At 66.6% G+C, this 20394-nt stretch carries 21 protein-coding genes and 1 pseudogene; 12 read left to right on the top strand and 10 right to left on the bottom strand.

Translation table 11 applies throughout. The features are described from left to right. The 3 genes and pseudogenes from IB243_RS22260 to IB243_RS22270 form a co-directional block, all read left to right on the top strand. Positions 1-234 (top strand): annotated as a pseudogene (locus IB243_RS22260) (5-dehydro-4-deoxyglucarate dehydratase); the annotation flags it as partial. A gap of 147 nt (positions 235-381) precedes the next feature. Continuing rightward, positions 382-843, top strand: a complete 462-nt coding sequence (locus IB243_RS22265) for a nuclear transport factor 2 family protein (protein WP_192429418.1) — start codon at positions 382-384, stop codon at positions 841-843. A 61-nt stretch (positions 844-904) separates the two neighbouring features. Further along, positions 905-1864 carry a 2-hydroxyacid dehydrogenase gene (locus IB243_RS22270; protein WP_192429419.1) on the top strand — a complete coding sequence of 320 codons (960 nt, stop codon included), beginning with the start codon at positions 905-907 and terminating at the stop codon, positions 1862-1864. A 72-nt stretch (positions 1865-1936) separates the two neighbouring features. Here IB243_RS22270 and IB243_RS22275 read toward each other — a convergent pair whose 3' ends face one another. Continuing rightward, complete coding sequence (locus IB243_RS22275) at positions 1937-3226, bottom strand: M20/M25/M40 family metallo-hydrolase (RefSeq protein WP_192429420.1); 1290 nt, start codon at positions 3224-3226, stop codon at positions 1937-1939. A 111-nt stretch (positions 3227-3337) separates the two neighbouring features. Further along, entirely contained in the window at positions 3338-4204 is an 867-nt protein-coding gene (locus IB243_RS22280; protein WP_192429421.1) for a LysR family transcriptional regulator, read from the bottom strand. 97 nt (positions 4205-4301) lie between these two features. Between IB243_RS22280 and IB243_RS22285 the strand changes: the two genes are divergently transcribed. After that, positions 4302-4733: a nuclear transport factor 2 family protein gene (locus IB243_RS22285; RefSeq protein WP_192429422.1), complete on the top strand. Its 432-nt coding sequence runs from the start codon at positions 4302-4304 to the stop codon at positions 4731-4733. On the opposite strand, the gene IB243_RS22290 is transcribed toward IB243_RS22285, so the two are convergent. Further along, positions 4711-5649: a LysR family transcriptional regulator gene (locus tag IB243_RS22290; protein ID WP_192429423.1), complete on the bottom strand. Its 939-nt coding sequence runs from the start codon at positions 5647-5649 to the stop codon at positions 4711-4713. The two genes, IB243_RS22285 and IB243_RS22290, sit on opposite strands and share 23 nt — an antisense overlap. Before the next feature lie 108 nt (positions 5650-5757). Between IB243_RS22290 and metE the strand changes: the two genes are divergently transcribed. Further along, on the top strand, positions 5758-8151 hold the full coding sequence (metE, locus tag IB243_RS22295; RefSeq protein ID WP_192429424.1) for a 5-methyltetrahydropteroyltriglutamate--homocysteine S-methyltransferase: 2394 nt from the start codon (positions 5758-5760) through the stop codon (positions 8149-8151). 12 nt (positions 8152-8163) lie between these two features. Here the strand turns inward: metE and IB243_RS22300 are convergent, their stop codons facing one another. After that, positions 8164-9117: a ketopantoate reductase family protein gene (locus IB243_RS22300; protein WP_192429425.1), complete on the bottom strand. Its 954-nt coding sequence runs from the start codon at positions 9115-9117 to the stop codon at positions 8164-8166. Between the two features lie 143 nt (positions 9118-9260). Between IB243_RS22300 and IB243_RS22305 the strand changes: the two genes are divergently transcribed. The 7 genes from IB243_RS22305 to IB243_RS22335 all read left to right on the top strand — a co-directional run bounded on the left by IB243_RS22305 (position 9261) and on the right by IB243_RS22335 (position 16059). After that, positions 9261-9602 carry a hypothetical protein gene (locus IB243_RS22305; RefSeq protein WP_192429426.1) on the top strand — a complete coding sequence of 114 codons (342 nt, stop codon included), beginning with the start codon at positions 9261-9263 and terminating at the stop codon, positions 9600-9602. A gap of 6 nt (positions 9603-9608) precedes the next feature. Beyond that, positions 9609-10250 carry a zeta toxin family protein gene (locus tag IB243_RS22310; protein WP_192429427.1) on the top strand — a complete coding sequence of 214 codons (642 nt, stop codon included), beginning with the start codon at positions 9609-9611 and terminating at the stop codon, positions 10248-10250. A 212-nt stretch (positions 10251-10462) separates the two neighbouring features. Next, on the top strand, positions 10463-10975 hold the full coding sequence (locus IB243_RS22315; protein WP_010459009.1) for a MarR family winged helix-turn-helix transcriptional regulator: 513 nt from the start codon (positions 10463-10465) through the stop codon (positions 10973-10975). A 100-nt stretch (positions 10976-11075) separates the two neighbouring features. Then, positions 11076-12533, top strand: coding sequence for an efflux transporter outer membrane subunit (locus IB243_RS22320; protein ID WP_192429428.1), 1458 nt, complete (start codon positions 11076-11078; stop codon positions 12531-12533). A 184-nt stretch (positions 12534-12717) separates the two neighbouring features. Then, on the top strand, positions 12718-14043 hold the full coding sequence (locus tag IB243_RS22325) for an HlyD family efflux transporter periplasmic adaptor subunit (protein ID WP_192429429.1): 1326 nt from the start codon (positions 12718-12720) through the stop codon (positions 14041-14043). 16 nt (positions 14044-14059) lie between these two features. Further along, positions 14060-15688, top strand: a complete 1629-nt coding sequence (locus tag IB243_RS22330) for a DHA2 family efflux MFS transporter permease subunit (protein WP_225585229.1) — start codon at positions 14060-14062, stop codon at positions 15686-15688. Between the two features lie 212 nt (positions 15689-15900). Beyond that, positions 15901-16059: a DUF3309 family protein gene (locus tag IB243_RS22335; RefSeq protein WP_007856361.1), complete on the top strand. Its 159-nt coding sequence runs from the start codon at positions 15901-15903 to the stop codon at positions 16057-16059. Between the two features lie 138 nt (positions 16060-16197). Here IB243_RS22335 and IB243_RS22340 read toward each other — a convergent pair whose 3' ends face one another. The 6 genes from IB243_RS22340 to IB243_RS22365 all read right to left on the bottom strand — a co-directional run bounded on the left by IB243_RS22340 (position 16198) and on the right by IB243_RS22365 (position 20280). Further along, positions 16198-16776 (bottom strand): hypothetical protein, encoded by a 579-nt coding sequence (locus tag IB243_RS22340; protein WP_010459024.1) that lies wholly within the window; start codon positions 16774-16776, stop codon positions 16198-16200. 129 nt (positions 16777-16905) lie between these two features. Then, positions 16906-17283, bottom strand: a complete 378-nt coding sequence (locus tag IB243_RS22345; RefSeq protein WP_192429430.1) for a PH domain-containing protein — start codon at positions 17281-17283, stop codon at positions 16906-16908. Positions 17284-17340: 57 nt separating this feature from the next. Beyond that, positions 17341-17793, bottom strand: a complete 453-nt coding sequence (locus IB243_RS22350) for a YiiD C-terminal domain-containing protein (RefSeq protein WP_370540378.1) — start codon at positions 17791-17793, stop codon at positions 17341-17343. Between the two features lie 51 nt (positions 17794-17844). Further along, complete coding sequence (locus IB243_RS27365; protein ID WP_192429432.1) at positions 17845-18624, bottom strand: expansin EXLX1 family cellulose-binding protein; 780 nt, start codon at positions 18622-18624, stop codon at positions 17845-17847. Between the two features lie 15 nt (positions 18625-18639). Next, positions 18640-19218, bottom strand: coding sequence for an NUDIX hydrolase (locus tag IB243_RS22360; protein ID WP_370540379.1), 579 nt, complete (start codon positions 19216-19218; stop codon positions 18640-18642). A 129-nt stretch (positions 19219-19347) separates the two neighbouring features. Then, positions 19348-20280: a patatin-like phospholipase family protein gene (locus tag IB243_RS22365; protein ID WP_192429434.1), complete on the bottom strand. Its 933-nt coding sequence runs from the start codon at positions 20278-20280 to the stop codon at positions 19348-19350. Positions 20281-20394: the final 114 nt, after the last annotated feature.

Below are 20394 nucleotides of genomic sequence, written 5' to 3' on the forward strand. Positions count from 1 at the left end.
TACAAGGCCGTGGCCAGCGACGACATCGCCACGCAGCACAAGTTGCTCAAGGAGTTCTTCATGCCTTACCTGGCGATTCGCAACCGGGTGGAAGGCTATGGCGTGAGCATCATCAAGGCGGGCGCCAGGATCGTGGGCCATGACGGCGGCCCGGTGCGGGCTCCGCTGACGGACCTGAAGCCCAGCGAGATGGAAGAGCTCAAGGCGCTCATCGACAAGCTCGGCCCGCAGTAAGCACCCCGAAAAGTGAGTCAAGGGCCTGGTTTTCCAGGCCCTTTTTTCCAGCGATTTCCATACACCTCACACCACGCGGCTGGCCGTGCACGGGCGCGTGGTGCCCGCACGGCACGCCAATACAACACCATTACGGAGACACACCACATGCTCAAGACTCTCATCCTCGCCGCAGCCGGCGCCCTGGCCCTTGTCACGCTGAGCGGCTGCGCCACCCACGCGACGGCCACCGCATCTGCCGGGTCCGAGCAAGCCGTGGCCGCCGCCGCTGAACGCCTGCGCCTGGCCATGATCGACCCCACGCCCGCAGCGCTGGCCCCCCTGGTGGCAGACGACCTGAGCTACGGGCACTCCGGCGGCCGTGTGGACACCAAGGACAGCTTCATCGGCGACCTGGTCGCAGGCAAGTCCGACTTCGTGACCATCGCCATCTCCGACCAGACCATCAAGGTCGTGGGCCACACCGCCATCGTGCGCCACACCCTCACGGCCGACACCAACGACTCGGGCAAGCCCGGCAAGGTGCAGATCAAGATCTTGGGCGTGTGGCAGCAACAAAGCGGGCAGTGGCAGCTCCTGGCCCGCCAGGCCGTGCGCACGGCGGCATGATGTAACCCGCAGGGCCGCCGCGTGCGGCCCTTTGTTTTTGCACTTCAGCTCAACGAAGCCCATGACAGAAAATTCCCAGCCCCGCATTCTGCAAATCGGCCGCCTGCCCCTTCCCGCGCTGGAGGCCGAACTGGCAACCCGGTACCACGTCGCCTGCCTGGCCGACCAGCCCGATCCGGCATCCTTTCTGGCCGCACAGGGCGCGGAATTCACCGGGGTGGTGACGACGGCATCCATCGGCCTCAAGGCCGAGGTCATTGCCGCCCTGCCGCGTTTGCAGGTCATCAGCAGTTTCGGCGTGGGTTTTGACGCGTTGGACATCGGTGCTGCCAAGGCGCGTGGCGTGCAGGTGGGCTACACACCCGGCGTGCTCAACGACTGCGTGGCCGACATGGCGTTTGCGCTGATGCTGGATGTGTCGCGCGGCATTGCAGCCAGTGACCGTTTTGTGCGCCGCGGCGAATGGCCCCAGGCCCGCTTCGCACTGGGAACCCGGGTGTCGGGCAAGCGCCTGGGCATTGTGGGCATGGGCCGCATCGGCCAGGCGGTGGCTGAGCGCGCCAGCGGTTTCCGCATGGAGGTGGGCTACCACAACCGACGCCCGGCCGAAGGTTGCCCACTGTCCTATTTCGAGTCGTTGACTGCGCTTGCGCAGTGGGCCGACTACCTCGTGCTGACCGTCGCCGGTGGCACTGGCACGCGCCACCTCGTCAACCGCGATGTGCTCAACGCCCTGGGCCCGAACGGCTACCTCATCAATGTGGCGCGCGGCAGTGTGGTGGATGAGGCCGCGTTGATCGAAGCGCTGACCGAACGCCGCATCGCCGGTGCCGGACTCGACGTGTTCGAGAACGAACCCAGCGTGCCCGACGCGCTGATGGCGCTGGACAACGTGGTGCTGACCCCGCACACCGCCAGCGCCACCCACGAAACCCGCCGTGCCATGGCAGACCTGGTGCTGGAGAACCTGGAATCCTTCTACGCCAGGGGTTCCGTGCGCGTGCCCGTACCGGTCGCCTGATGTAAAAAAGCCCTCGCCGGCATGCGTCGGCGAGGGCCTAGAAACGCGCGCGCCAGGGGCGCGCCGTCCCGGTTACTTCAACACACCCTTGGAGATGTCCATCACCATGCGCGTGGCCAGGTACAGGCGCGGCACGATGGTGTTGATCTGCACGTACTCGGCGTCGTTGGAATGGGCACCGTAGCCCGACAGGCCCATGCCTTCCACGACGGCTCCCTTGGTCTTCAATGCAGCAAACGCCGCATCGGTCCCCCCGCCCGTCGCCTTTTCGACCACGTTGAGCGACAGGCCCAACTCCTGGTAGATCACCTTGCCGTAGCCGGCCACGCGGCGGGATGCCTCGCTGGCTTCGAGCGGCGGGCGGCGCACCTCGAACTTCACGTCCACCTTGGATGCGGGCAGCAGCCGGGTCTTGATCTTCTCTTGCAGCGACTTCTCCAGCCCGTCAAAGTCCGCCACCTTCAGGGCACGCGCATCGGCCTGGGCGGTGGCCTCGGCGGGAATCACATTGCGGTTGGTGCCGGACTTGGAGACCGTCCAGTTGAGCTTGAGGCCTTCGTCGTTTTTCGACAGGTCCTTCATCTGCAGCAGCTGGTGCGACAACTCGTACAGCGCGTTCACACCATCTTCGGGCTTGGCCCCGGCGTGCGAAGCCTTGCCCTGCACCGTGAGGTAGGCAGCCCCAATGCCGCTGGTGGCCAGGCGCAGCGTGCCATCGGTACCGCCGCCTTCGAACGACAACACCACATCCTGCTCGGCTGCCACGCGGGTGATGGTGCTGCGCCAGCCGGGCGAGCTGATTTCCTCGTCGCCGTTGATCAGCACGGTGAGCGTGCCATAGTCCTTGAAGTTGAGCTTTTGCAGCAGGGCCACGGTATGGATGATGAGCGCAATGCCCTGCTTGTCGTCCGAGATGCCCAGGCCGTAGGCCTTGTCGCCGTCGATGCGAAACGGCTGGGCTTTGAGCATGCCCTTCAAGTACACCGTGTCCATGTGCGCGATCAGCATGATCTTCTTGCTGCCCGAACCCTTGAACACGGCCTGCACGGCGGGGCCGACCTTCTCGGGCGTATCGTCCAGGCGGTAGATGTCGTTGGTCTGCAGAACATCCACCGTGCCGCCCAATTGCTTGAGCTGGCTGGCAATGCGTTCGGCGATCTGGTTCAGGCCTTCGATGTCCTTGCTGCCCGACTCGATGTGCACCAGGTCACGCAGGGTGTCGAGCAGCGGCTGCTGCTCCTTCTGGGCCAGCGCATGGACCTCAGCCACAGGTGCAGCGTGGGCCAGGGTGGCGGCAAACGCCAGCGCGAGAGAGGCCATCAAGGGGCGGACAAATGAAGGGGCTGAGTGCGGGTGGTGCATAGTGCGACGGCTCTGCGGTGAGATGAAGAAAGGCGATTATGGAGTCTTGCAACGCCAATTTCAAACACTTCGCAATCTTGCAATTTTTCCATCAACCTCGGTGAGCGATGTTCAACCGACGGGCGTAAACACCTCTGGGCCGAGCCGGGACTTTCGGGCACCTAGTTCGAACAGCCACATGCCGTACAGCGGCAAGGATTCCGCGAGCCGCAGAGGCGCCACCAGCGCGGCCGCCCCGCCCAGCAAAGCAGGGTGTGGCACGACGGCAAGCAGGTCGGACTGCGCCATCAGATGCAGCATGCTGGCAAAGTCAGGGCAGCGCACCGCCATCCTTGGGGCCGGCATTCGCCGCACGCGGTGCGCTTCCGTCAAGACATCCACCGGCCCGCTGACACTGGGCCGCACACACGCCCACGCGGCGCCCTGCAGTTGCGCCAGTGACCGGGCCCGGACCAATGGGTGGCCTTTGCGCGCATAGACCTGGGGATGCAACTCGTACAGGGGGCGCTCCGTCACATCGGGATGCGCAAACTTGCGCGGCTTGGGGGCAATGACCGCATCAAAGCGCCGCTGCAGCAGGCCTTCCAGCAGACTGCCTTCATCGGCCATCGCCATCTCCAGCGAGCGCCGGGCGTTGGGCAGGCACCAGCTGGCATACAGCAGCGGTCCACAGACCAGCGCCGCTGAAGACGTGAGCCCCACCCGCAGCAGATGGCGGTCTGCCGCAGCCACTGACGCGCGGGGCAGCGCCTCGACCCCTTGTGCCAGGGGCAGGGCCTGCGCGGCTACGGCCCGGGCCAGGTCGGTGGGCACATGGCGGCGCCCCTCCCGCACCAGCAAGGGCTGCGCGAAGTGGGCTTGCAGCGCCTTCATGCCATGGCTGATCGCAGGCTGCGACACGCCGCAGGCCTTGGCCGCCAAGGCGAACGAGCCCTGTTCGATGACCGCATGGAGGTATTGCAGGTAGCGCAGATACATAAACACCTTTTATGTATAAGCCACCATTGTCTCTTGTCGTGCGGCGCGGAGTTGGCGAAGCTACGCACTCCACTCCGCGCCCTTTGCATCGCCACTTATGAGCCACACCCCCATCGACACCGTCCGCACCTACCTCGCCCACCTGCATGCCAGCCACACCGACGGGCTGATTGCCTGCTTTGAAGACGATGGCGTGGTGCATTCGCCCTTTCTGGGCACCATGCGCGCGAGGGACTTTTTCCAAAAGCTCGCCCAGGCCTCCAGCCGCAGCGTGATCACCGTGCTGGATCTGTTTGCCTCCGCCCAGCCAGACAACGGCGGCGCCGTGCGGGTCGCCGCCTACTTCCGCTACGACTGGACCTTGAACGATGGCCGGGAGGTGACGTTCACCTGCGTGGATGTGTTCACGTTCTACGCGGGCAGCACGCGGATCCGCGACATGAACATCGTCTACGACACCCACCCGCTGCGCGAAGAAGTGGGCGACAAGTACGCGCCTGAACCAATCACAACAACTCCACGCCCTTGAGCGTGACAAAACTTGTCTCGCGCGTCACCTGCACAAAGTCCTGCAGATACGGCTTGGCCGACAGACTGGGCAGGCAGGCGGCGTGCAGCTCGCCGCGCAGGCCTTTTTCGCCAGGTCCTGCCGCAATGGGCCGCGCCGTCACATAGCCCCGGTCCAGGTAGCTCTGCACCGCCCACAGCGGCAGCGCCGCCACGCCGCGCCCGCTGGCCACCAGCTGCAGCATGGCCACCGTCAGCTCGGTGGTGCGGCGCGGGGGGCGCACACCGGCGGGCTCCAGCACTTGGCGGATCAGGTCCAGCATCTCGTCGGGCACGGGGTAGGTGATGATGGTCTGGTCCGCAAAGTCCTGCGCCACCAAGTGCGGCTTGGCCACCAGCGGGTGCGTGTTGGCCAGCAGTGCGCGGATCTCGAAGCCAAACAGCGCGTGGTAGTCCACGCCCGCCTCATCGGCATCCACCTCGGACACGATGGCCACATCGGCCCGGCCCTGGTGCAGCAGGCCCACAGGGTCGGCATGAAAGCCGCTCACGATGTCCAGTTCCACCTCGGGCCAGCGGGTGCGAAACGCGTCCATGGCGGGCATCAGCCAGTCAAAACAGGTGTGGCATTCCACCGCAATGCGCATCTGCCCGCCCTGCCCCAGCACTAGGCGAGCAATGTCGCGCTCTGCCCCTTCCACCTGCGGCAGCATGGCATCGGCCAACGCCAGCAGGCGTTCGCCCACGGCGGTGAACTGCGGCGGCACCGATTTGCGCTCGAACAGTGGCTGGCCGTAGCGGTCTTCCAGCAGCTTGATCTGGTGCGACAGCGCCGACTGCGTGAGGTTGAGCAACTGCGCGGCCCGTACCAGGCTGCCGCTGTCACGCAGGGCCACCAGCGTGCGCAGGTGGCGCACTTCCAGAATCGACTGATTCATTATTAATTTTCAAGTTGATCGACTAAAACTTTCGTTTGAATAATAAACGAGCCCACACGACCATCGGTGCCTTCATTGCATTGCTCCATTCAGAAGAAGGAAATCACCATGTCGCTCGCCGCTCCAACCACCCGCCGCCCCGTGCTCACGCACACCCTGGGCTTTCCGCGCATGGGGGCGCAGCGCGCGCTGAAATTCGCGCTCGAATCCTTCTGGCGGGGCGACAGCACCGAGGCCGAGCTGCAGGCCACCGCTGCCCAGCTGCGCCAGCAACACTGGCAGGCGCAGGCCGACGCAGGCCTGGGTTGTGTGACCGTGGGCGACTTTGCGCTGTACGACCATGTGGCCAACCACATCCAGTTGCTGGGCTGCGAGCCTGCGCGTTTTGGCTTTGACGCCCACACGCCCGAGCTAGCGCGCTACTTTGCGATGGCGCGGGGCGTATCGGCCTACTCCGCCACCCACAGCGACGAACACCACGCGGGCTGCAGCGCCGGTTGCACCGCCAAGCACCACACCGCTGGCCAGCCCGCGCTGGAGATGACCAAGTGGTTCGACACCAACTACCACTACCTCGTGCCCGAGTTCAGCGCCCACACCCAGTTCCACCTGGCCAGCGAGCGCTTGTTTGCCGAGGTGGCCGAGGCCCAGGCGCTGGGCCACCGCGTCAAGGCTGTGCTGCTGGGGCCGCTGAGCTTTTTGTGGCTGGGCAAATCCAAAACGGCGCGCTTTGACCGCTTCAGCCTGCTCGCACAACTGCTGCCGGTGTACGAGGCCGTGCTGGCACGCCTGAAGGCCCAAGGCGTGGAATGGGTGCAGATCGACGAGCCCATCCTGGGCCTGGACCTGCCCGATGTGTGGCGCCATGCCTTTGAGCCCAGCTACTGGCAACTCGCTCGCAGCGCGCCCAAGCTGCTGCTGGCCACCTACTTCTCGCCGCTGGCCGAGAACCTGCGCCTTGCCTGCCAGCTGCCCGTGGCCGGCCTGCATGTGGATGCCGTGCGCGCCGCCGACGAGCTGGTGGGCGTAGCCGACTGGTTGCCTTCGCACAAAGTGCTGTCGGTAGGCATCGTGGATGGCCGCAACATCTGGCGCACCGACCTGGATGCGGCGCTGCAAAAGCTGCGGCCCGTGGCCGACAAGCACCAGGGCGAGCTGTGGCTGGCGCCGTCGTGCTCGCTGCTGCATGTGCCGTTCAGCTTAGAGGCCGAGACGCAGCTGGACGCCGAGGTGAAGTCGTGGCTGGCGTTTGCGGTGGAAAAACTCGATGAGCTGCGCGTGCTGTCCACCGCCTTGTCACAAGACGAGGCGGCGGTGGACGACGAACTGCACGCCGCCCGCACCGCCCTGGCCGCGCGCCGCGCCAGCCCGCGTGTGCACCGCGCCACCGTGGCGGCCCGCATTGCCGCTGCGGCGCCAGGGGCCGACCAGCGCGCCAGCGCCTTCCCTGCCCGGCAAAAGGCCCAGCGCGCACGGCTGAAGCTGCCGCTGTTGCCCACCACCACGATTGGCTCGTTCCCGCAGACGGCGGAGATCCGCGCGGCCCGTGCCGCCTTCAAGCGCGGGGCACTCGATGCAGCCCAATACCAACAAAAGATGGAAGCCGAAATTGCCCTGGCCGTGCGCAAGCAGGAAGCCCAGGGCATTGACGTGCTGGTGCACGGCGAAGCTGAGCGCAACGACATGGTCGAATACTTTGGCGAGCAGCTCGACGGCTTTGCCTTCACCGCCAACGGCTGGGTGCAAAGCTATGGCTCGCGCTGCGTAAAGCCGCCCATCATTTACGGCGACGTGGCCCGCCCCACGCCTATGACGGTGGCCTGGACGCAGTACGCGCAGAGCCTGACGGCCAAGCCCATGAAAGGCATGCTCACCGGGCCCATCACCATCCTGCAGTGGAGCTTTGTGCGCGACGACCAGCCCCGCGCCACCACGGCCGACCAGATCGCCTGGGCCATCCGCGACGAGGTGTGTGACCTCGAAGCTGCAGGCATCGCCATCATCCAGATCGACGAGCCCGCCATCCGCGAGGGCCTGCCGCTGCGCCGCACGGGGTGGAAGAGCTACCTGGAGCGCGCCACCCGCGCCTTCCGTATCAGTGCCAGTGGCGTGCGCAACGACACGCAGATCCACACCCACATGTGCTACAGCGAGTTCAACGACATCCTGCCCTCCATCGCGGCCATGGATGCCGACGTGATCACGATTGAGACGAGCCGCTCGGACATGAAGCTGCTGCAGGGGTTCGGAGATTTCCGCTACCCCAACGAGATCGGCCCCGGCGTGTACGACATTCACTCGCCCCGCGTGCCTGGCGTGCAGGAGATGGCTGCGCTGCTGGAAAAAGCCGCCGAGGTCGTGCCCGTGGAGCACCTGTGGGTGAACCCCGACTGCGGTCTGAAAACCCGGGGCTGGCCCGAGACCGAAGCCGCCCTGCGCCACATGGTGCAGGCCGCGCAGGAAGTGCGCGAGCGGTTGCTGGAAGAGGCGGCCTTGGCCTGACGGCCCCCCGGTTCAGCCTGCAGCGCGCTTCATCTCGGCCAACTTGACCAGCACCTGCAGCGCGTGGTTCAGCGGCGTCGGCACGCCCAAGGCGGCGCCGCGCTTGACCACATAGCCATTCAGATGGTCGATCTCGGTGGGTTTACCACGCGCCAGATCCTGCGCGGTGGACGAATACTGCCCGGGCATGGTGCTGGCGATGCCGCGCACCGCCGCCTGCACATCGCCCGGAATCGTCACTCCGTCAGCAGCAGCCACCGCCAGGCACTCGGCCACGATGTCGGCAATCACCTGCGTCACGCCGGGCACCTGCACCAGCGGGCCGTAGGGCTGCTGCGACAAGGCCGACAGCGCGTTGTAGGCGCTGTTGAGCACCAGCTTGGCCCAGAGCGCCCCGCGCACGTTGTCTGACACCTGGGTGGGAATACCCGCCGCCGTGAGCTGGCGGGCTACCTCGTCGCTGCGCGGCGAAGGTGCAATCACCAGCTCGCCCCGGCCATGGTGCACCACATGCCCGGGGCCGCCCATGGCAGTGGCCACATAGACCACGGCGGCCGCCACCGGGGTGTTGGCATCGAGCACAGCGCGCACGCGCTCGTCGTTGTCCACACCGTTCTGCAAGGTCAGCACCAGCGCGCCAGGCGCCAGGTGGGGACGAATCTGCTGCGCAGCGTCTTCCGAGTCGGACGACTTCACGCAGAACAGCACCACGTCCGCGCCCTGCACGGCGCTGGCCTCGGTGCTGGCCGCCAGAGGCACCTGCACATCCATCGCCACCGTCTGCAGCCGCAGCCCGTGGTCACGCACGGCCAGCACATGGGCGGGCCGCCCGATAAGCGTGACGGCATGGCCCGCGCGGGCGAGCAAGGCACCGAAGTAGCAGCCCACGGCGCCAGCGCCCATCACGGCAAAACGCAAGGGTGCGGTGGCAGCAGGGGCGGAAGCGGGTGTGGTGGTGGCAGTCATGGGGCGGCTGGCGGCTATTCGGCGATGAGCAGGAAGGAAGGGGGTGGAAGGCAAGGCATGGTACCGCCCGAAGCCCAGGTCGCCCCCACGCGCATTGCCAATTCACCCTGATTGGCGCAAAATGCGCCAATCAGGAGATCGCCATGTCCGCCACCGCCTTTTCTTCCGTCAAGCTCCCCGCCCACCTGGTGGAGCAGGCCCGCCAGGCCGCGCAGCCCATGCGCCGCTCGGTGGCCAGCCAGATCGAATACTGGGCCACGCTGGGCCAGATCGTGGAACACACGGGCCTGAGCGTACAAGAGGCCCGCAGCGCCATCGAGCAGTATGAAGCCGCTGCCGCGCGCCCCACCACCCTGGCAGCCCCCGCGTCGGTGGACGCACTCACTGCCCGCCTGCTGGCAGCCCAAACGCGCGGCACGCTGGCGCAGCGGGTGCGTGAAGTGGTGCTGGAGAACCAGGCCAAAGCCGCCGCCCCTGTCGTCTGACCTTGCATGGTGGCCCCCGCCCAGCAGCCCTCCCCGCCGCCCCGCCGCAACACGCCACCCCGCTGGTTCCACCTGCTGGCAGGCCCGAACGGCGCGGGCAAATCCACGCTGTACCGCGCCCTGGTGCGCGAAGGCATCCTGGGCCCGCCGCTGGAGTTTGTGAACGCCGATCTGTACGAACAGGCGCACCTGCAGCACATTGCTGACCCCGAAGCCCGGTCCGAAGCGGCGCGCCACTGGGCCGATGCACGCCGCGCTGCCTTGATGAGCAAAGGCGCAGACTTCGCCAGCGAAACCGTGTTTTCGCACCCCTCCAAACTGGCGCTGATCGAAGAAGCCCAGCGCTGCGGCTACACCGTGGCCCTGTACATCGTGGCGCTGAACGACCCGGCCCGGCTGCTGGCCCGCGTGGCGCAGCGCGTGCGCGAAGGCGGGCACGCGGTGCCGCCCGAACGCATCCTGGCCCGCTACCCCCGCACCATGGACAACCTGGCCCAGGCCGTAAGGCGGGCCGACGTGGCCTACCTGTATGACGCGGCAGAGGCCGACGGCACCGGACCGCAACTGGTGGCGGTGTGCTCGCCCGTCGAGGTCAAGGCACTGGCCCAGCCGCTACCCGCTTGGGCTCAGCATCTGACCGAGCGGTAGAACGGCCGCGGTCAGCCCGCTTGGGCACTGGAAATGGTGCGCGCCCCGCCCAGCGATGGAAATCAGTGCCAAATTGGCCTCCGGCGCTTATTCCAAAAGCGTTACAAGCTATGCTTTATATAGCAAATTATCGCTTCTTATAACCATTTTATTGTCACGGTCTTTATTTAATTGCAAAGACAATCATTGTCTAGTCAATTAAATTCACCGCCATGACTTCCGACACCTCCAAGCCTTCTTTGCCCCACGCGGGGTTCTACAACGCGGGTCAGCTGCAGCCTGAGAACAGCGTGGGCTACCTGATGCGCAAGGTGATGTCTTCCATCCGCACCCAGGCCGATGCGCAGCTGTCATCCCACGAACTGACCTATGCGCAATGGTTGCCGCTGTTCAAGCTCTCGCTGAACGAGACCGCCACCGTGGCCAGTCTGGCGCGCGACCTGGAGACTGACCCCGCCTCCATGACCCGCTCGCTGGACCGCATGGAAGCCAAAGGCCTGGTCGTGCGCGAGCGCTCCACGGTCGATCGGCGCGTGGTGCAGCTCAAGCTCACCGCCGAAGGCCAACGCATCGCCGCCTTGGTGCCCCCGGTGCTGGCCGACGTGCTCAACGGCCACCTCAGCGACTTCAGCCACGACGAATGGCAACTGCTGTTGTCCATGCTGCGCCGCATGCTCGTGAACGGAAAACCCCCTGTGCCGCCTTCGGCGCCTCCTTCCCCCTGAAGGGGGGCGCCACCGGTGGCCCTGGCCCAGGCCATGCTCGTTTCCAACGCCCTCGTTTTCCTCCACACAACACCCAAAAAAAACCATTCTGGAGATTTCCGTGACCCCCACCGCCCCTGCTCCGCTGTCCACCCGCTCTGCCCTTGTCGCCCACCTGGCGGTGTCGGCCGTTGCCCTGGCCGCCGCCCTCTTCCTGGTCGGCTGCGCCAACCCCGGCCCCAGCCACACGCCATTGGCGCAGACCACCCCGTCGGCCGCCGGCCTGAACGCTGCAGCCACCGAAACTGCCGCCCCCTCCCAATGGTGGAAGGCGCTGGGCGATGAACAGCTCAACACCCTGATCGACCAGGCCCTGCAAGGCAACCCCAGCCTGGCCGTGAGCCGCGCCCGGCTGGAGCAGGCCGTGGCGCTGAGCCAGGTGCGCGAGGCTGCCAACGGCCCGCAGGCCACGCTGGGCGTGGACGCCACCCGCCAGCGCTACACCGCCAACGGCCTGGTGCCCGCGCCGGTGGCAGGCAACACCTACAACAGCGGCACCGTGCAGGCCTCGCTGAGCTGGTCGCCCGACTTCTTTGGCCAGCACGCCGCCGAGCTGCAGGCCGCCCTGGGCCAGGCGCGCGCCGCCCAGGCCGATGCGGCTGCCGCCGCCAACACCCTGGCTGCCCAGGTGGGCCGCAGCTATGTGGCGCTGGCCCGGCTGGTGGCACAGCGCGACGTGGCCACGCGCGCGCTGGCGCAGCGGGAAGAACAACGCAAGCTCACCCAGGAGCGCACCGCCGCAGGCCTGGACAGCCAGGTCGAGCTGACCCAGGCCCAGGCCGCTGTGCCCGACGCCCGCACACAAATCGAAGCGCTCGAAGAGCAGATCACCCTGGGCCGCCGCCAACTGGCCGTGCTGACCGGCCAGGCGCCCGATGCGCTGCCCACGGTCACGCCGCAACTCGCCACCCTGCAGCCCACCGCCGTGCCCGAGGTGCTGGGCGCCGACCTGCTGGGCCGCCGCCCCGACGTGGTGGCCGCGCGCTGGCGCGTGGAGGCTGCGACGCAAGGCGTGAACAGCGCCCGCAGCGAGTTCTATCCCAACATCAACATCGGCGCGTTCATTGGCCTGAACTCGCTGGGGCTGGACCGGTTGTTCAACGGCAGCTCGCGCCAGATGGGTGTGACGCCCGCCCTGCGACTGCCGATCTTCGACGGCGGCCGCCTGCGCGCCCAGCTGGGCGGCCGCGCTGCCGAGCTGGACGCCGCCATCGCCCAGTACAACGCCGCCGTGCTGGATGCGGTCAAGGAAGCGGGCGACGCCGTGGCCTCCATCCAGTCGCTTACCCGCCAGCAGGCCTTGCAGGACGAGGCCGTGGCCAGCGCCGAAAAAGCCTACCGCTTTGCGCAGGAGCGCTACCGCGCAGGCCTGGGCAACTACCTGGTGGTGCTGAGCACCGAAAGCCAGGTGCTGGCCCAGCGCCGCCTGGCCGTGGACCTGCGCGCCCGCCAGCTCGACACCCGCCTGGTGCTGATGAAGGCCCTGGGCGGCGGCTGGACGGACGACACGGCGGCATGAAACACCCCCTGAGCCGCTTCGCGTCTTCCCCCTCTCTCGCTTCGCGGGAGGGGAACGCACCCGGTGGCCTGGCAAAGCCAGTTCCACGGGCGCACTGGCCTCGGCCGCGCCAGTTGCGTAAGTAGCTGGCAAGGCCCGACCCGATCAAAAACACACAACAACACATTCCTGAAAGACCACTGCCATGACCGCCCACAGCGAACCCCTTACCGCCAACGAAGCCAACACCGCCCGCCGCCGGGGCCTCACCATCATTGCCGCCGCCGTTGCGCTGGTGGCGATTGGCTGGGGTGGCTGGCACTGGGCCAACGGCCGCCATGTGGAAACCACCGACAACGCCTACGTGACGGGCAACGTGGTGCAGATCACGCCGCAGATCGGCGGCACCGTGGTCTCCATCGGTGCGGACGACACCGACTACGTGAAAGCCGGCCAGTTGCTGGTCAAGCTCGACCCTGCCGACGCCCGCGTGGCGCTGGAGCAGGCCGAGGCCCAGCTGGCGCAGACCGTGCGTGAAGTGCGCACCCTGTTCGCCAACAACTCCACGCTGAAGGCCCAGGTCAGCCTGCGCAGCGCCGACCTGGCCCGCGCCCAGGCCGAAGCCGCACGCCTGCAGGACGACGTGACCCGCCGCGCCCCTCTGATGGCCAGCGGCGCCGTGGGCAAGGAAGAGTTCCAGCACGCCAACGCCCAGGTCACCGCCGCCAAGAGCACGGTGGCCGCAGCCCAGGCCGCCGTGGTGGCCGCCCAGGAGCAGTTGGCCGCCAGCCAGACGCAGACCGAAGGCACCTCCATCGAGCAGCACCCCAACGTGCAGCGCGCCTCAGCCCGCGTGCGCGAGGCCTACCTGGCCGTACAGCGCGCCCAGCTGGTGGCGCCGCTGGACGGCCACATCGCCAAGCGCGGCGTGCAGGTGGGCCAGCGTGTGCAAGCCGGCGCACCGCTGATGACGCTGGTGGCGCTGAACGACCTGTGGGTGGACGCGAACTTCAAGGAAAGCCAGCTCAAGACCCTGCGCATCGGCCAGGCCGCCGAGCTGGAAGCCGACGTGTATGGCACCAAGGTCACGTACCACGGCACGGTGACGGGCCTGGGCGCCGGCACCGGCGCCGCCTTTGCGCTGCTGCCTGCGCAGAACGCCACGGGCAACTGGATCAAGGTAGTGCAGCGGGTGCCCGTGCGCATTGCGCTCGACCCCAAGGAAGTAGCCGAGCACCCGCTGCGTGTGGGCCTGTCGATGGAAGTGAAGGTGGACACCGCCGACCAGAGCGGCAAGACGCTGGCCGACACCCAGCGCACCACGCCCGTGGCCGCCACCGCTGTTTTCGACGCGCAGTTCAAGGCCGCCGACGACGAAGTGGCCCACATCATCGCCGCCAACCTGGGCCGCAGCGGCAAGGCGGCCGTGGCCGTGGCATCGCCCAAAGTGGGCAAGGCGCCAGCGCAAAGCCAGCAGCAACACGCCTCGGCCCCGGTGGCCTCGGCAGTGCAGTCGCCTGTGGTGCAGTAAACGGGGTGGATAGCGTATGACCGCCGCCAACCCCACTGCAGACGCAGCCGATCTGGCGCCCGCCAAGGCCGCGCCCGCAGCAGCGCAACCACCGGCCCCCGCCGCCTACCCACCGCTGCAAGGCACGGCCTTGCTGCTGGGCACGTTGTCGCTGTCGCTGGCCACGTTCATGAACGTGCTGGATTCGTCCATCGCCAACGTCTCCATCCCCGCCATTGCCGGCGACCTGGGCGTGAGCCCCGGCCAGGGCACCTGGGTCATCACCAGCTTTGGCGTGGCCAATGCCATCTCGGTGCCGCTCACCGGCTGGCTCACCCAGCGCTTTGGCGCGGTGCGCCTGTTCACCATGAGCGTGCTGCTGTTCGTGCTCACGTCCTGGCTGTGCGGGTTTGCCTCGTCGCTCGAGATGCTGGTGTTCTTCCGCGTGCTGCAGGGCCTGGTGGCCGGGCCGATGATCCCGCTGAGCCAGACGCTGCTGCTCGCCAGCTACCCCAAGGCCCTGGCGGGCACGGCGCTGGCGCTCTGGGGGGTGACCACGCTGGTCGCGCCCGTGGTCGGGCCGCTACTGGGCGGGTGGATCACGGACAACATCTCGTGGCCGTGGATCTTCTACATCAACGTGCCCGTGGGCCTGCTGGCCGGGCTGCTGACCTGGGGCATCTACCGCAAGCGCGAGACGCCCATCCGCAAGCTGCCCATCGACACGGTGGGCCTCTCCCTGCTGGTGCTGTGGGTCGGTGCGTTGCAGCTCATGCTCGACAAGGGCAAGGAGCTCGACTGGTTCGCCTCCGGCGAGATCATCACCATGGCCGTCGTCGCGGTGGTGGCCTTTGCCGTATTCCTGGTGTGGGAGCTGACCGAAAAGCACCCGGTGGTGGACCTGAAACTCTTCAAGGGCCGCAACTTCACTTTTGGTGCGCTGGCGCTGTCGGTGGCCTATGCGCTGTTCTTTGGCAATGTGGTGCTGCTGCCGCTGTGGCTGCAGCAGTGGATGGGCTACACCGCCACTTCGGCCGGCATGGCGCTGGCGCCAGTGGGCATCTTTGCCATTTTGCTCACGCCGCTGGTCGGCAAAAAGGTGGGCCAGTGGGACCCGCGCCGCATGGCCACGGGCGCATTCATCGTGTTCGGCATCGTGTTGTGGATGCGTTCGCAGTTCACAGTGCAGACGGACTTCATCCACATCCTGATCCCCACCCTGCTGCAGGGCGCGGCCATGGCGTTCTTCTTTATCCCGCTGACCACGCTGACGCTGGCGGGCATTGCCCCAGAGCGCATCCCCGCCGCCGCGGGCCTGTCCAACTTTGTGCGCATCACCGCCGGGGCCATGGGCACGTCGATCGCCACCACGCTGTGGGAGAGCCGCGCCGCCATGCACCATGCGCACCTGACCGAAGGGCTGGTGCAGGGCCAGGGCGTGTTTGCGCAGACGCTTGACGCCCTGACTGCCACGGGGCTCACCCATTTGCAGGCGCTGGCGCAGGTCAACCGGTTGATCGACCAGCAGGCGTTCACCCGTGCGGCCAACGACATCTTTCTGGGCTCGGCCGGGTTGTTCCTGCTGTTGATTGGGCTGATCTGGCTGACCCGCCGCCCCGCCAGAACGGGGGGCGCAGGTGCTGCGGATGCGGCCGGGGCGCACTAATTTGAGCAAAATTGGCCGCTAGCGCTTATCCATAAAGCGCTAGCAGCTATATTTTCAATAGCATTTCATCTTTTCCCATCAGCACGACCTCAGCCCTCCATCCCACACGGCGTGTCGGAAAACCCTGACCGCCGTGCGGGCGTGGCACCTGCGGGTAGCGCGCTGGATGCGCCCAACAATGCATTCACCGCAACCCACAACAAGGAACCGCCATGTCACTTTCGCTGATTCTCCTGATCGTCCTGATCCTCATCCTGGTCGGCGCACTGCCCACCTGGGGCCACAGCCGCTCATGGGGCTACGGACCCAGCGGCGGGATTGGCCTGGTGGTGCTGATTCTGGTGATCTTGCTGCTGATGGGTCGGATATAGACCTCTGACCGCACCGTGCACATGCCGCCAGCCTCAGAAAAGAGGCCGCGGCCACCGCAAAAAGCACAACGGCCCTTCGTGGGCCGTTGTGCTTTTTTGTGAGTGGAACCGCGTATCGCGCCCAGACACCGCCGCCGCTTACGCCACGCCGGCCCGCTTGGCGCCCGTCGCGGCAAACGCAGTCGAAAACGCTGCAAACTCCTTGTCCGCCACACTGCCATCCGCATTGCCGTTGCGGTCCATCAGTTGCATCACGGCCTGCGAAAAATCGCTGCCCGCCTGGACGCCCTTGGTCTTGGCCAGGCCCTTCAAGAATTCATCCTGCGTGATGGAGCCATCCTTGTCCGCATCAAACCCCGCCGTCAGCTGCGCCTTTTGCGCATCGTCGGCGCCAAAACGGGTCAGCAGCTCCTGAAAATCCTGTGTGGACACCGGGCGGCCCGACAATGCGGCCGACGCTGCATTGGCGGCCGAACCCGCGCTGCCACGTGCCACCGCACCCAGGGCGTTCTCCAACTTGCCCTGCGACACCAGGATGCCTTTGCCTGCAAAGCCCGCCAGAGCCTCCGCCTGCGGGCTCAGGGTGAGCACGGCAGACGGCTCGGGTTCCACATCGGCCCCGCTGCGCCGCGACGCGGCCGACTTGCCAGGGCCGCCGGAGGTGGCGTTGAAAATCAAAGACGCGACCGAAGCAAGGCCAGAGAGAAGGGGGGACATCGCTGTGAACTCCTGTGTGGCGAAAGCCTCGGTGCCTGTGTCAAAAAGACAGGCAACCGCTTCGCCCAGTGAGCCGAGGGTACGCGCCCCCCACCGCCGCAATGCCCGGATGAAACCGCGAAATGAGCGTTACTTCAGCACGTAGCCAGCCAGCACCGACTGCACCTCATAGATGCTGAGCTTCTTTTTGAACTGCTTTTGAAACGGCGCCGCAGAGCCAGAGATCCAGATCTTGAGCTCCGCATCCAGATCGAACGTACCTCCGGTCTCTATGCTGAAGTGCGTGATGCTCTTGTACGGAAGAGAGTGGTACTCGACCTTGCTGCCCGTCATGCCCTGCTTGTCCACCAGCACCAGCCGCTTGTTCGTGAACACGAAGTAATCGCGGATCAGCTGATAGGCATGCTCCACCACCTCGCCCGGGGCCAGGATACGGCTGAATTCCTCCTGGATCTTGGCGGCATCGATCTTGGATGCGTTGCCCATCACGCCGTCAAACAATCCCATGTGCTGTGCTCCGGTGAAGTCGTTGGATCGCGTGTTGTACCGCAACGGCTGCAACGGCTATGGATAGCCCGGCCCAAAGGCCACAAACTCCCCCACCAGCTGGCCCGCAGACTGTCCCTGGTAGTGCAGCGCGGAAGCCTGCGCGATTCGGCCCAGCCCCTTGCGCTGCAGCATGCGGGCGAACGGCTGCCAAACCTCTGGCGCAGGAGCCTGGGCCACGGCGGTGAAGGTGCCGTCGATGGGCGCCAGGTAGTCCATGGTGTTGCGCTGGATCACCAGGCGGCTGCCCAGCCCTTCGGCGGACAGCCGCAGGTGCAGCATCGACCAGGCGGCCAGGATGGCCACGGCCGACGCGCTGCCGCCAAACACCGTCTCGCGGTGGTTGATGTTGGGGGCCAGTGGCGCGCTCAGCACCACCTGGTGCGGCGATGCCTCGACCACGGTGACCCCCATGGCCTGGGACAAGGGAATGTGTTGGTGCAGATAGGACTGGAGTTCAAGAGAGTTCACGGTGCGGCGCCAGGTGGTCAGAGGATGGCAGGGGCGAAACCGGCACATGGATCATGGAAACTGCCCCGCCCCCGCGACGACCACGCCGTTGGAAGGCTCGGGCAGCGTGTCGATCAGCGTCGCGCCGCCCAGGGCGGTGATGCGCACCTGCAGCGGGCCGGTGGCAATTGCGCTGGGGTGGACAAAGTAGTTGTAGTCGGTCCGCGCGACGGCGATCCAGTCCGCGCTGCCGCTGGGCTTGATCTCCAGGCCGGTGATGGGCAGGCGGTGGTTGCGCACCTGGATGGCCACCCACCAGCGGCTGCTCCCCTCTTTGTAGCGGTAGCTCACCGGGCCGGTGAGATCACCCGGCACCACGTGCCAGCGGATGGGCACGCGGCCCGCGACGGGGTCGGCAATGCGGGCGAATGCGGACTCGCTCAGGTCCAGGTCGCCCGTCTTGCACTCGGGGCACTGGTCGGTGATGCGCACGGTGATGGACCCTTTGGGCCCGGTCACCGCCACGAACTGGCCGCAGACGGCGCTGCCCGCGTAGTCAGGGCCGTTCATCGCCGCCACCATGAGGTTGCCGGGGCTCGCGTCGAAAGTGCAGTTGCCCTCGCCCGTGGCGCCGTAGAACGTGCCTTCGCCGGCGTAGGTGGGCGACAGCGCACCGGGTACGGAGGGCGCAGGGGATGCACCCGGCGCCGGGGCCGGGGCCGGAGATGGCGCATCGGCACCTGCGGTGGGCCCATCGGCCGAGCCCCCGCCACCACAGGCGGCCAGGGCCACCAGAAAAAACAGTGCCGCGTGGCGGGCATTGCGGGCATGGCAAACCTGGAGCAGTTTCATCGCAAAGGCCTCGGTTCAAGAAAAAGACAGCGGAGTATCCACAATGGCGGACGCTGGCTGGGGTGCATCGCGGTGCACGATGTGCAGCGCCCCGACCGAGCTGGGAGGCTCGGTCAACGCGCTGCGCAAAAAGGCGGGCCGCAGGTCCAGCGCGGCCAGCTCGTGCAGGGGGAACCACGCAAAGATGAGCGTCTGGTTGCCCTCCACGCCCTCATACGGCCCGTCAGAGGCCGCCAGCAACGACCCGGGGAGCGGGGTCGCATGCAGGTACAGCCCGATCTCGTGGTACGAGTCACCGGCATGGCAGAAGAAGTTTTCCACCACAAAGGCCAGGTTTCCCAGGGCCACGGCCGTGTCGAGCTCCTCATGCAGCTCGCGCGCAATGGCCTCCGAGGCGCTCTCCCCCGGCTCGATGGCGCCGCCGGGCAACGCCCAGAATGTGTCTCGCTCCAGGCGGTGCAGCAGCACCTGGCCGTCTGCGCGCCGCACAACGGCCGCTGCGCGTTGGCGGGTGCGAATAGAGGACGGCGCAGGGCTGGAGGCTGCTGGGGCAGCGGGGGTTGTGGTCATGAAGTCAGGGGTCGGTTGGGGCACGGGCGAGACGATCCTATCCACTGCAGCCCGCATGGACGCGCCCCTGCCCCGGCCACGTTGCAAGCAATCGCAACAGGGCACGACGAGGGCGCTGGCGGTTTTGGGCAGTCTCCTGTGTCACACCGACTGCTAGATCCATGCAGTGCGAATCCAGTCCACGGTGTTCTGCAGCGGGTGGTGGGAGGCGATCTCGTCCATGCGGCCGAGCTTGTCCACTGCGTCCAGCGCAATGGTTTCGTTCGGATTGAACACGATCTGCAGCCGGTGGTAGCGGTCGTCCAGCAGCTGCTGCGCCTGGTAGTCCGAGATGCCGGCAACCCCGTCCATCAGCACATTGATCAGCGGCTGTGCCCACTGGGCATAGCCCCAGTCAAGCGCCTGGCCCTTGATGTAGGTCAGGCTCACACCCGTGCCGAGCGAGAGCATCACCACCTCGTCGAGCGCCGCCCGCTCTGCGGGCTGGTTGCGGCGGGAGATGGCCTGGGCCAGCGCCACGATACTGGGGTTGTTCGCGTACACGCCACCATCGATGTACCCGTCGGCGGAAGGAAAGTACGTGGGCGCCGAACTGGTGTACAGCGCAATGCTGGCCACCAGTTGCTCACCGTCGGAATCGGCCCCCTTGAAGTTGTGGAAGATCTTGGGCTTCCAGGTGCGCTTGGCAGCCACCTCCTCGTTGTCGAGATCGAACGTGGGAATGGCCACCTTGCGCAGGATGTCCTTGAGCTGCAGGTCGCCAAACACAGCCTTGAGTTCGGCCTTGAGGCCTTTGCTGGAGTAATCGGCGCCCACCGTCTTGCCCAGATCGCGCACGTTGTCCCACAGGCTGTCGTCAAAGATGACGCCACCGCGCTGCCGGTAGAGGGTGCAGATTTCCTCAGGCGTCTTGCCGCAGGCCAGGCCGAGCGCGAGGATGCCGCCCGTGGAGGTGCCCGCAAACAGATCCACCGTATCCAGCCAGCCCGCAATCTGCGGGTGGACATTGAGCCGCGCGATCAGCCGTGCCGTGATCAGCCCCCGCAGCCCGCCACCATCCAGGCTCAATATCCGGTACTTGGCCATCGCAAGCCTCCTTCTTCAGCGGATCCACCCCGCATCCGCCACACATGCTAGAGACCCGGCTGCTGAAAGAAAAGACCAGAGAAAGGCGGCGTGGGGCGAAAAAAACCGTCAAAA

The sequence above is a fragment of the Acidovorax sp. ACV01 genome, assembly GCF_014851495.1.
GTDB classification, from domain to species: domain Bacteria; phylum Pseudomonadota; class Gammaproteobacteria; order Burkholderiales; family Burkholderiaceae_C; genus Acidovorax; species Acidovorax radicis.

Bases quoted from the DNA above. Each gene is read 5' to 3' on its own strand.
- IB243_RS22340 (WP_010459024.1), bottom strand. From the start codon at position 16,776: ATGTCCCCCCTTCTCTCTGGCCTTGCTTCGGTCGCGTCTTTGATTTTC.
- IB243_RS27365 (WP_192429432.1), bottom strand. From the start codon at position 18,624: ATGAAACTGCTCCAGGTTTGCCATGCCCGCAATGCCCGCCACGCGGCA.
- IB243_RS22310 (WP_192429427.1), top strand. From the start codon at position 9,609: ATGGTGGCCCCCGCCCAGCAGCCCTCCCCGCCGCCCCGCCGCAACACG.
- IB243_RS22325 (WP_192429429.1), top strand. From the start codon at position 12,718: ATGACCGCCCACAGCGAACCCCTTACCGCCAACGAAGCCAACACCGCC.
- IB243_RS22315 (WP_010459009.1), top strand. From the start codon at position 10,463: ATGACTTCCGACACCTCCAAGCCTTCTTTGCCCCACGCGGGGTTCTAC.
- IB243_RS22280 (WP_192429421.1), bottom strand. From the start codon at position 4,204: ATGTATCTGCGCTACCTGCAATACCTCCATGCGGTCATCGAACAGGGC.
- IB243_RS22290 (WP_192429423.1), bottom strand. From the start codon at position 5,649: ATGAATCAGTCGATTCTGGAAGTGCGCCACCTGCGCACGCTGGTGGCC.
- IB243_RS22330 (WP_225585229.1), top strand. From the start codon at position 14,060: ATGACCGCCGCCAACCCCACTGCAGACGCAGCCGATCTGGCGCCCGCC.
- IB243_RS22265 (WP_192429418.1), top strand. From the start codon at position 382: ATGCTCAAGACTCTCATCCTCGCCGCAGCCGGCGCCCTGGCCCTTGTC.
- IB243_RS22335 (WP_007856361.1), top strand. From the start codon at position 15,901: ATGTCACTTTCGCTGATTCTCCTGATCGTCCTGATCCTCATCCTGGTC.
- IB243_RS22300 (WP_192429425.1), bottom strand. From the start codon at position 9,117: ATGACTGCCACCACCACACCCGCTTCCGCCCCTGCTGCCACCGCACCC.
- IB243_RS22270 (WP_192429419.1), top strand. From the start codon at position 905: ATGACAGAAAATTCCCAGCCCCGCATTCTGCAAATCGGCCGCCTGCCC.
- IB243_RS22305 (WP_192429426.1), top strand. From the start codon at position 9,261: ATGTCCGCCACCGCCTTTTCTTCCGTCAAGCTCCCCGCCCACCTGGTG.
- IB243_RS22285 (WP_192429422.1), top strand. From the start codon at position 4,302: ATGAGCCACACCCCCATCGACACCGTCCGCACCTACCTCGCCCACCTG.
- IB243_RS22365 (WP_192429434.1), bottom strand. From the start codon at position 20,280: ATGGCCAAGTACCGGATATTGAGCCTGGATGGTGGCGGGCTGCGGGGG.
- IB243_RS22345 (WP_192429430.1), bottom strand. From the start codon at position 17,283: ATGGGATTGTTTGACGGCGTGATGGGCAACGCATCCAAGATCGATGCC.
- IB243_RS22275 (WP_192429420.1), bottom strand. From the start codon at position 3,226: ATGCACCACCCGCACTCAGCCCCTTCATTTGTCCGCCCCTTGATGGCC.
- metE (WP_192429424.1), top strand. From the start codon at position 5,758: ATGTCGCTCGCCGCTCCAACCACCCGCCGCCCCGTGCTCACGCACACC.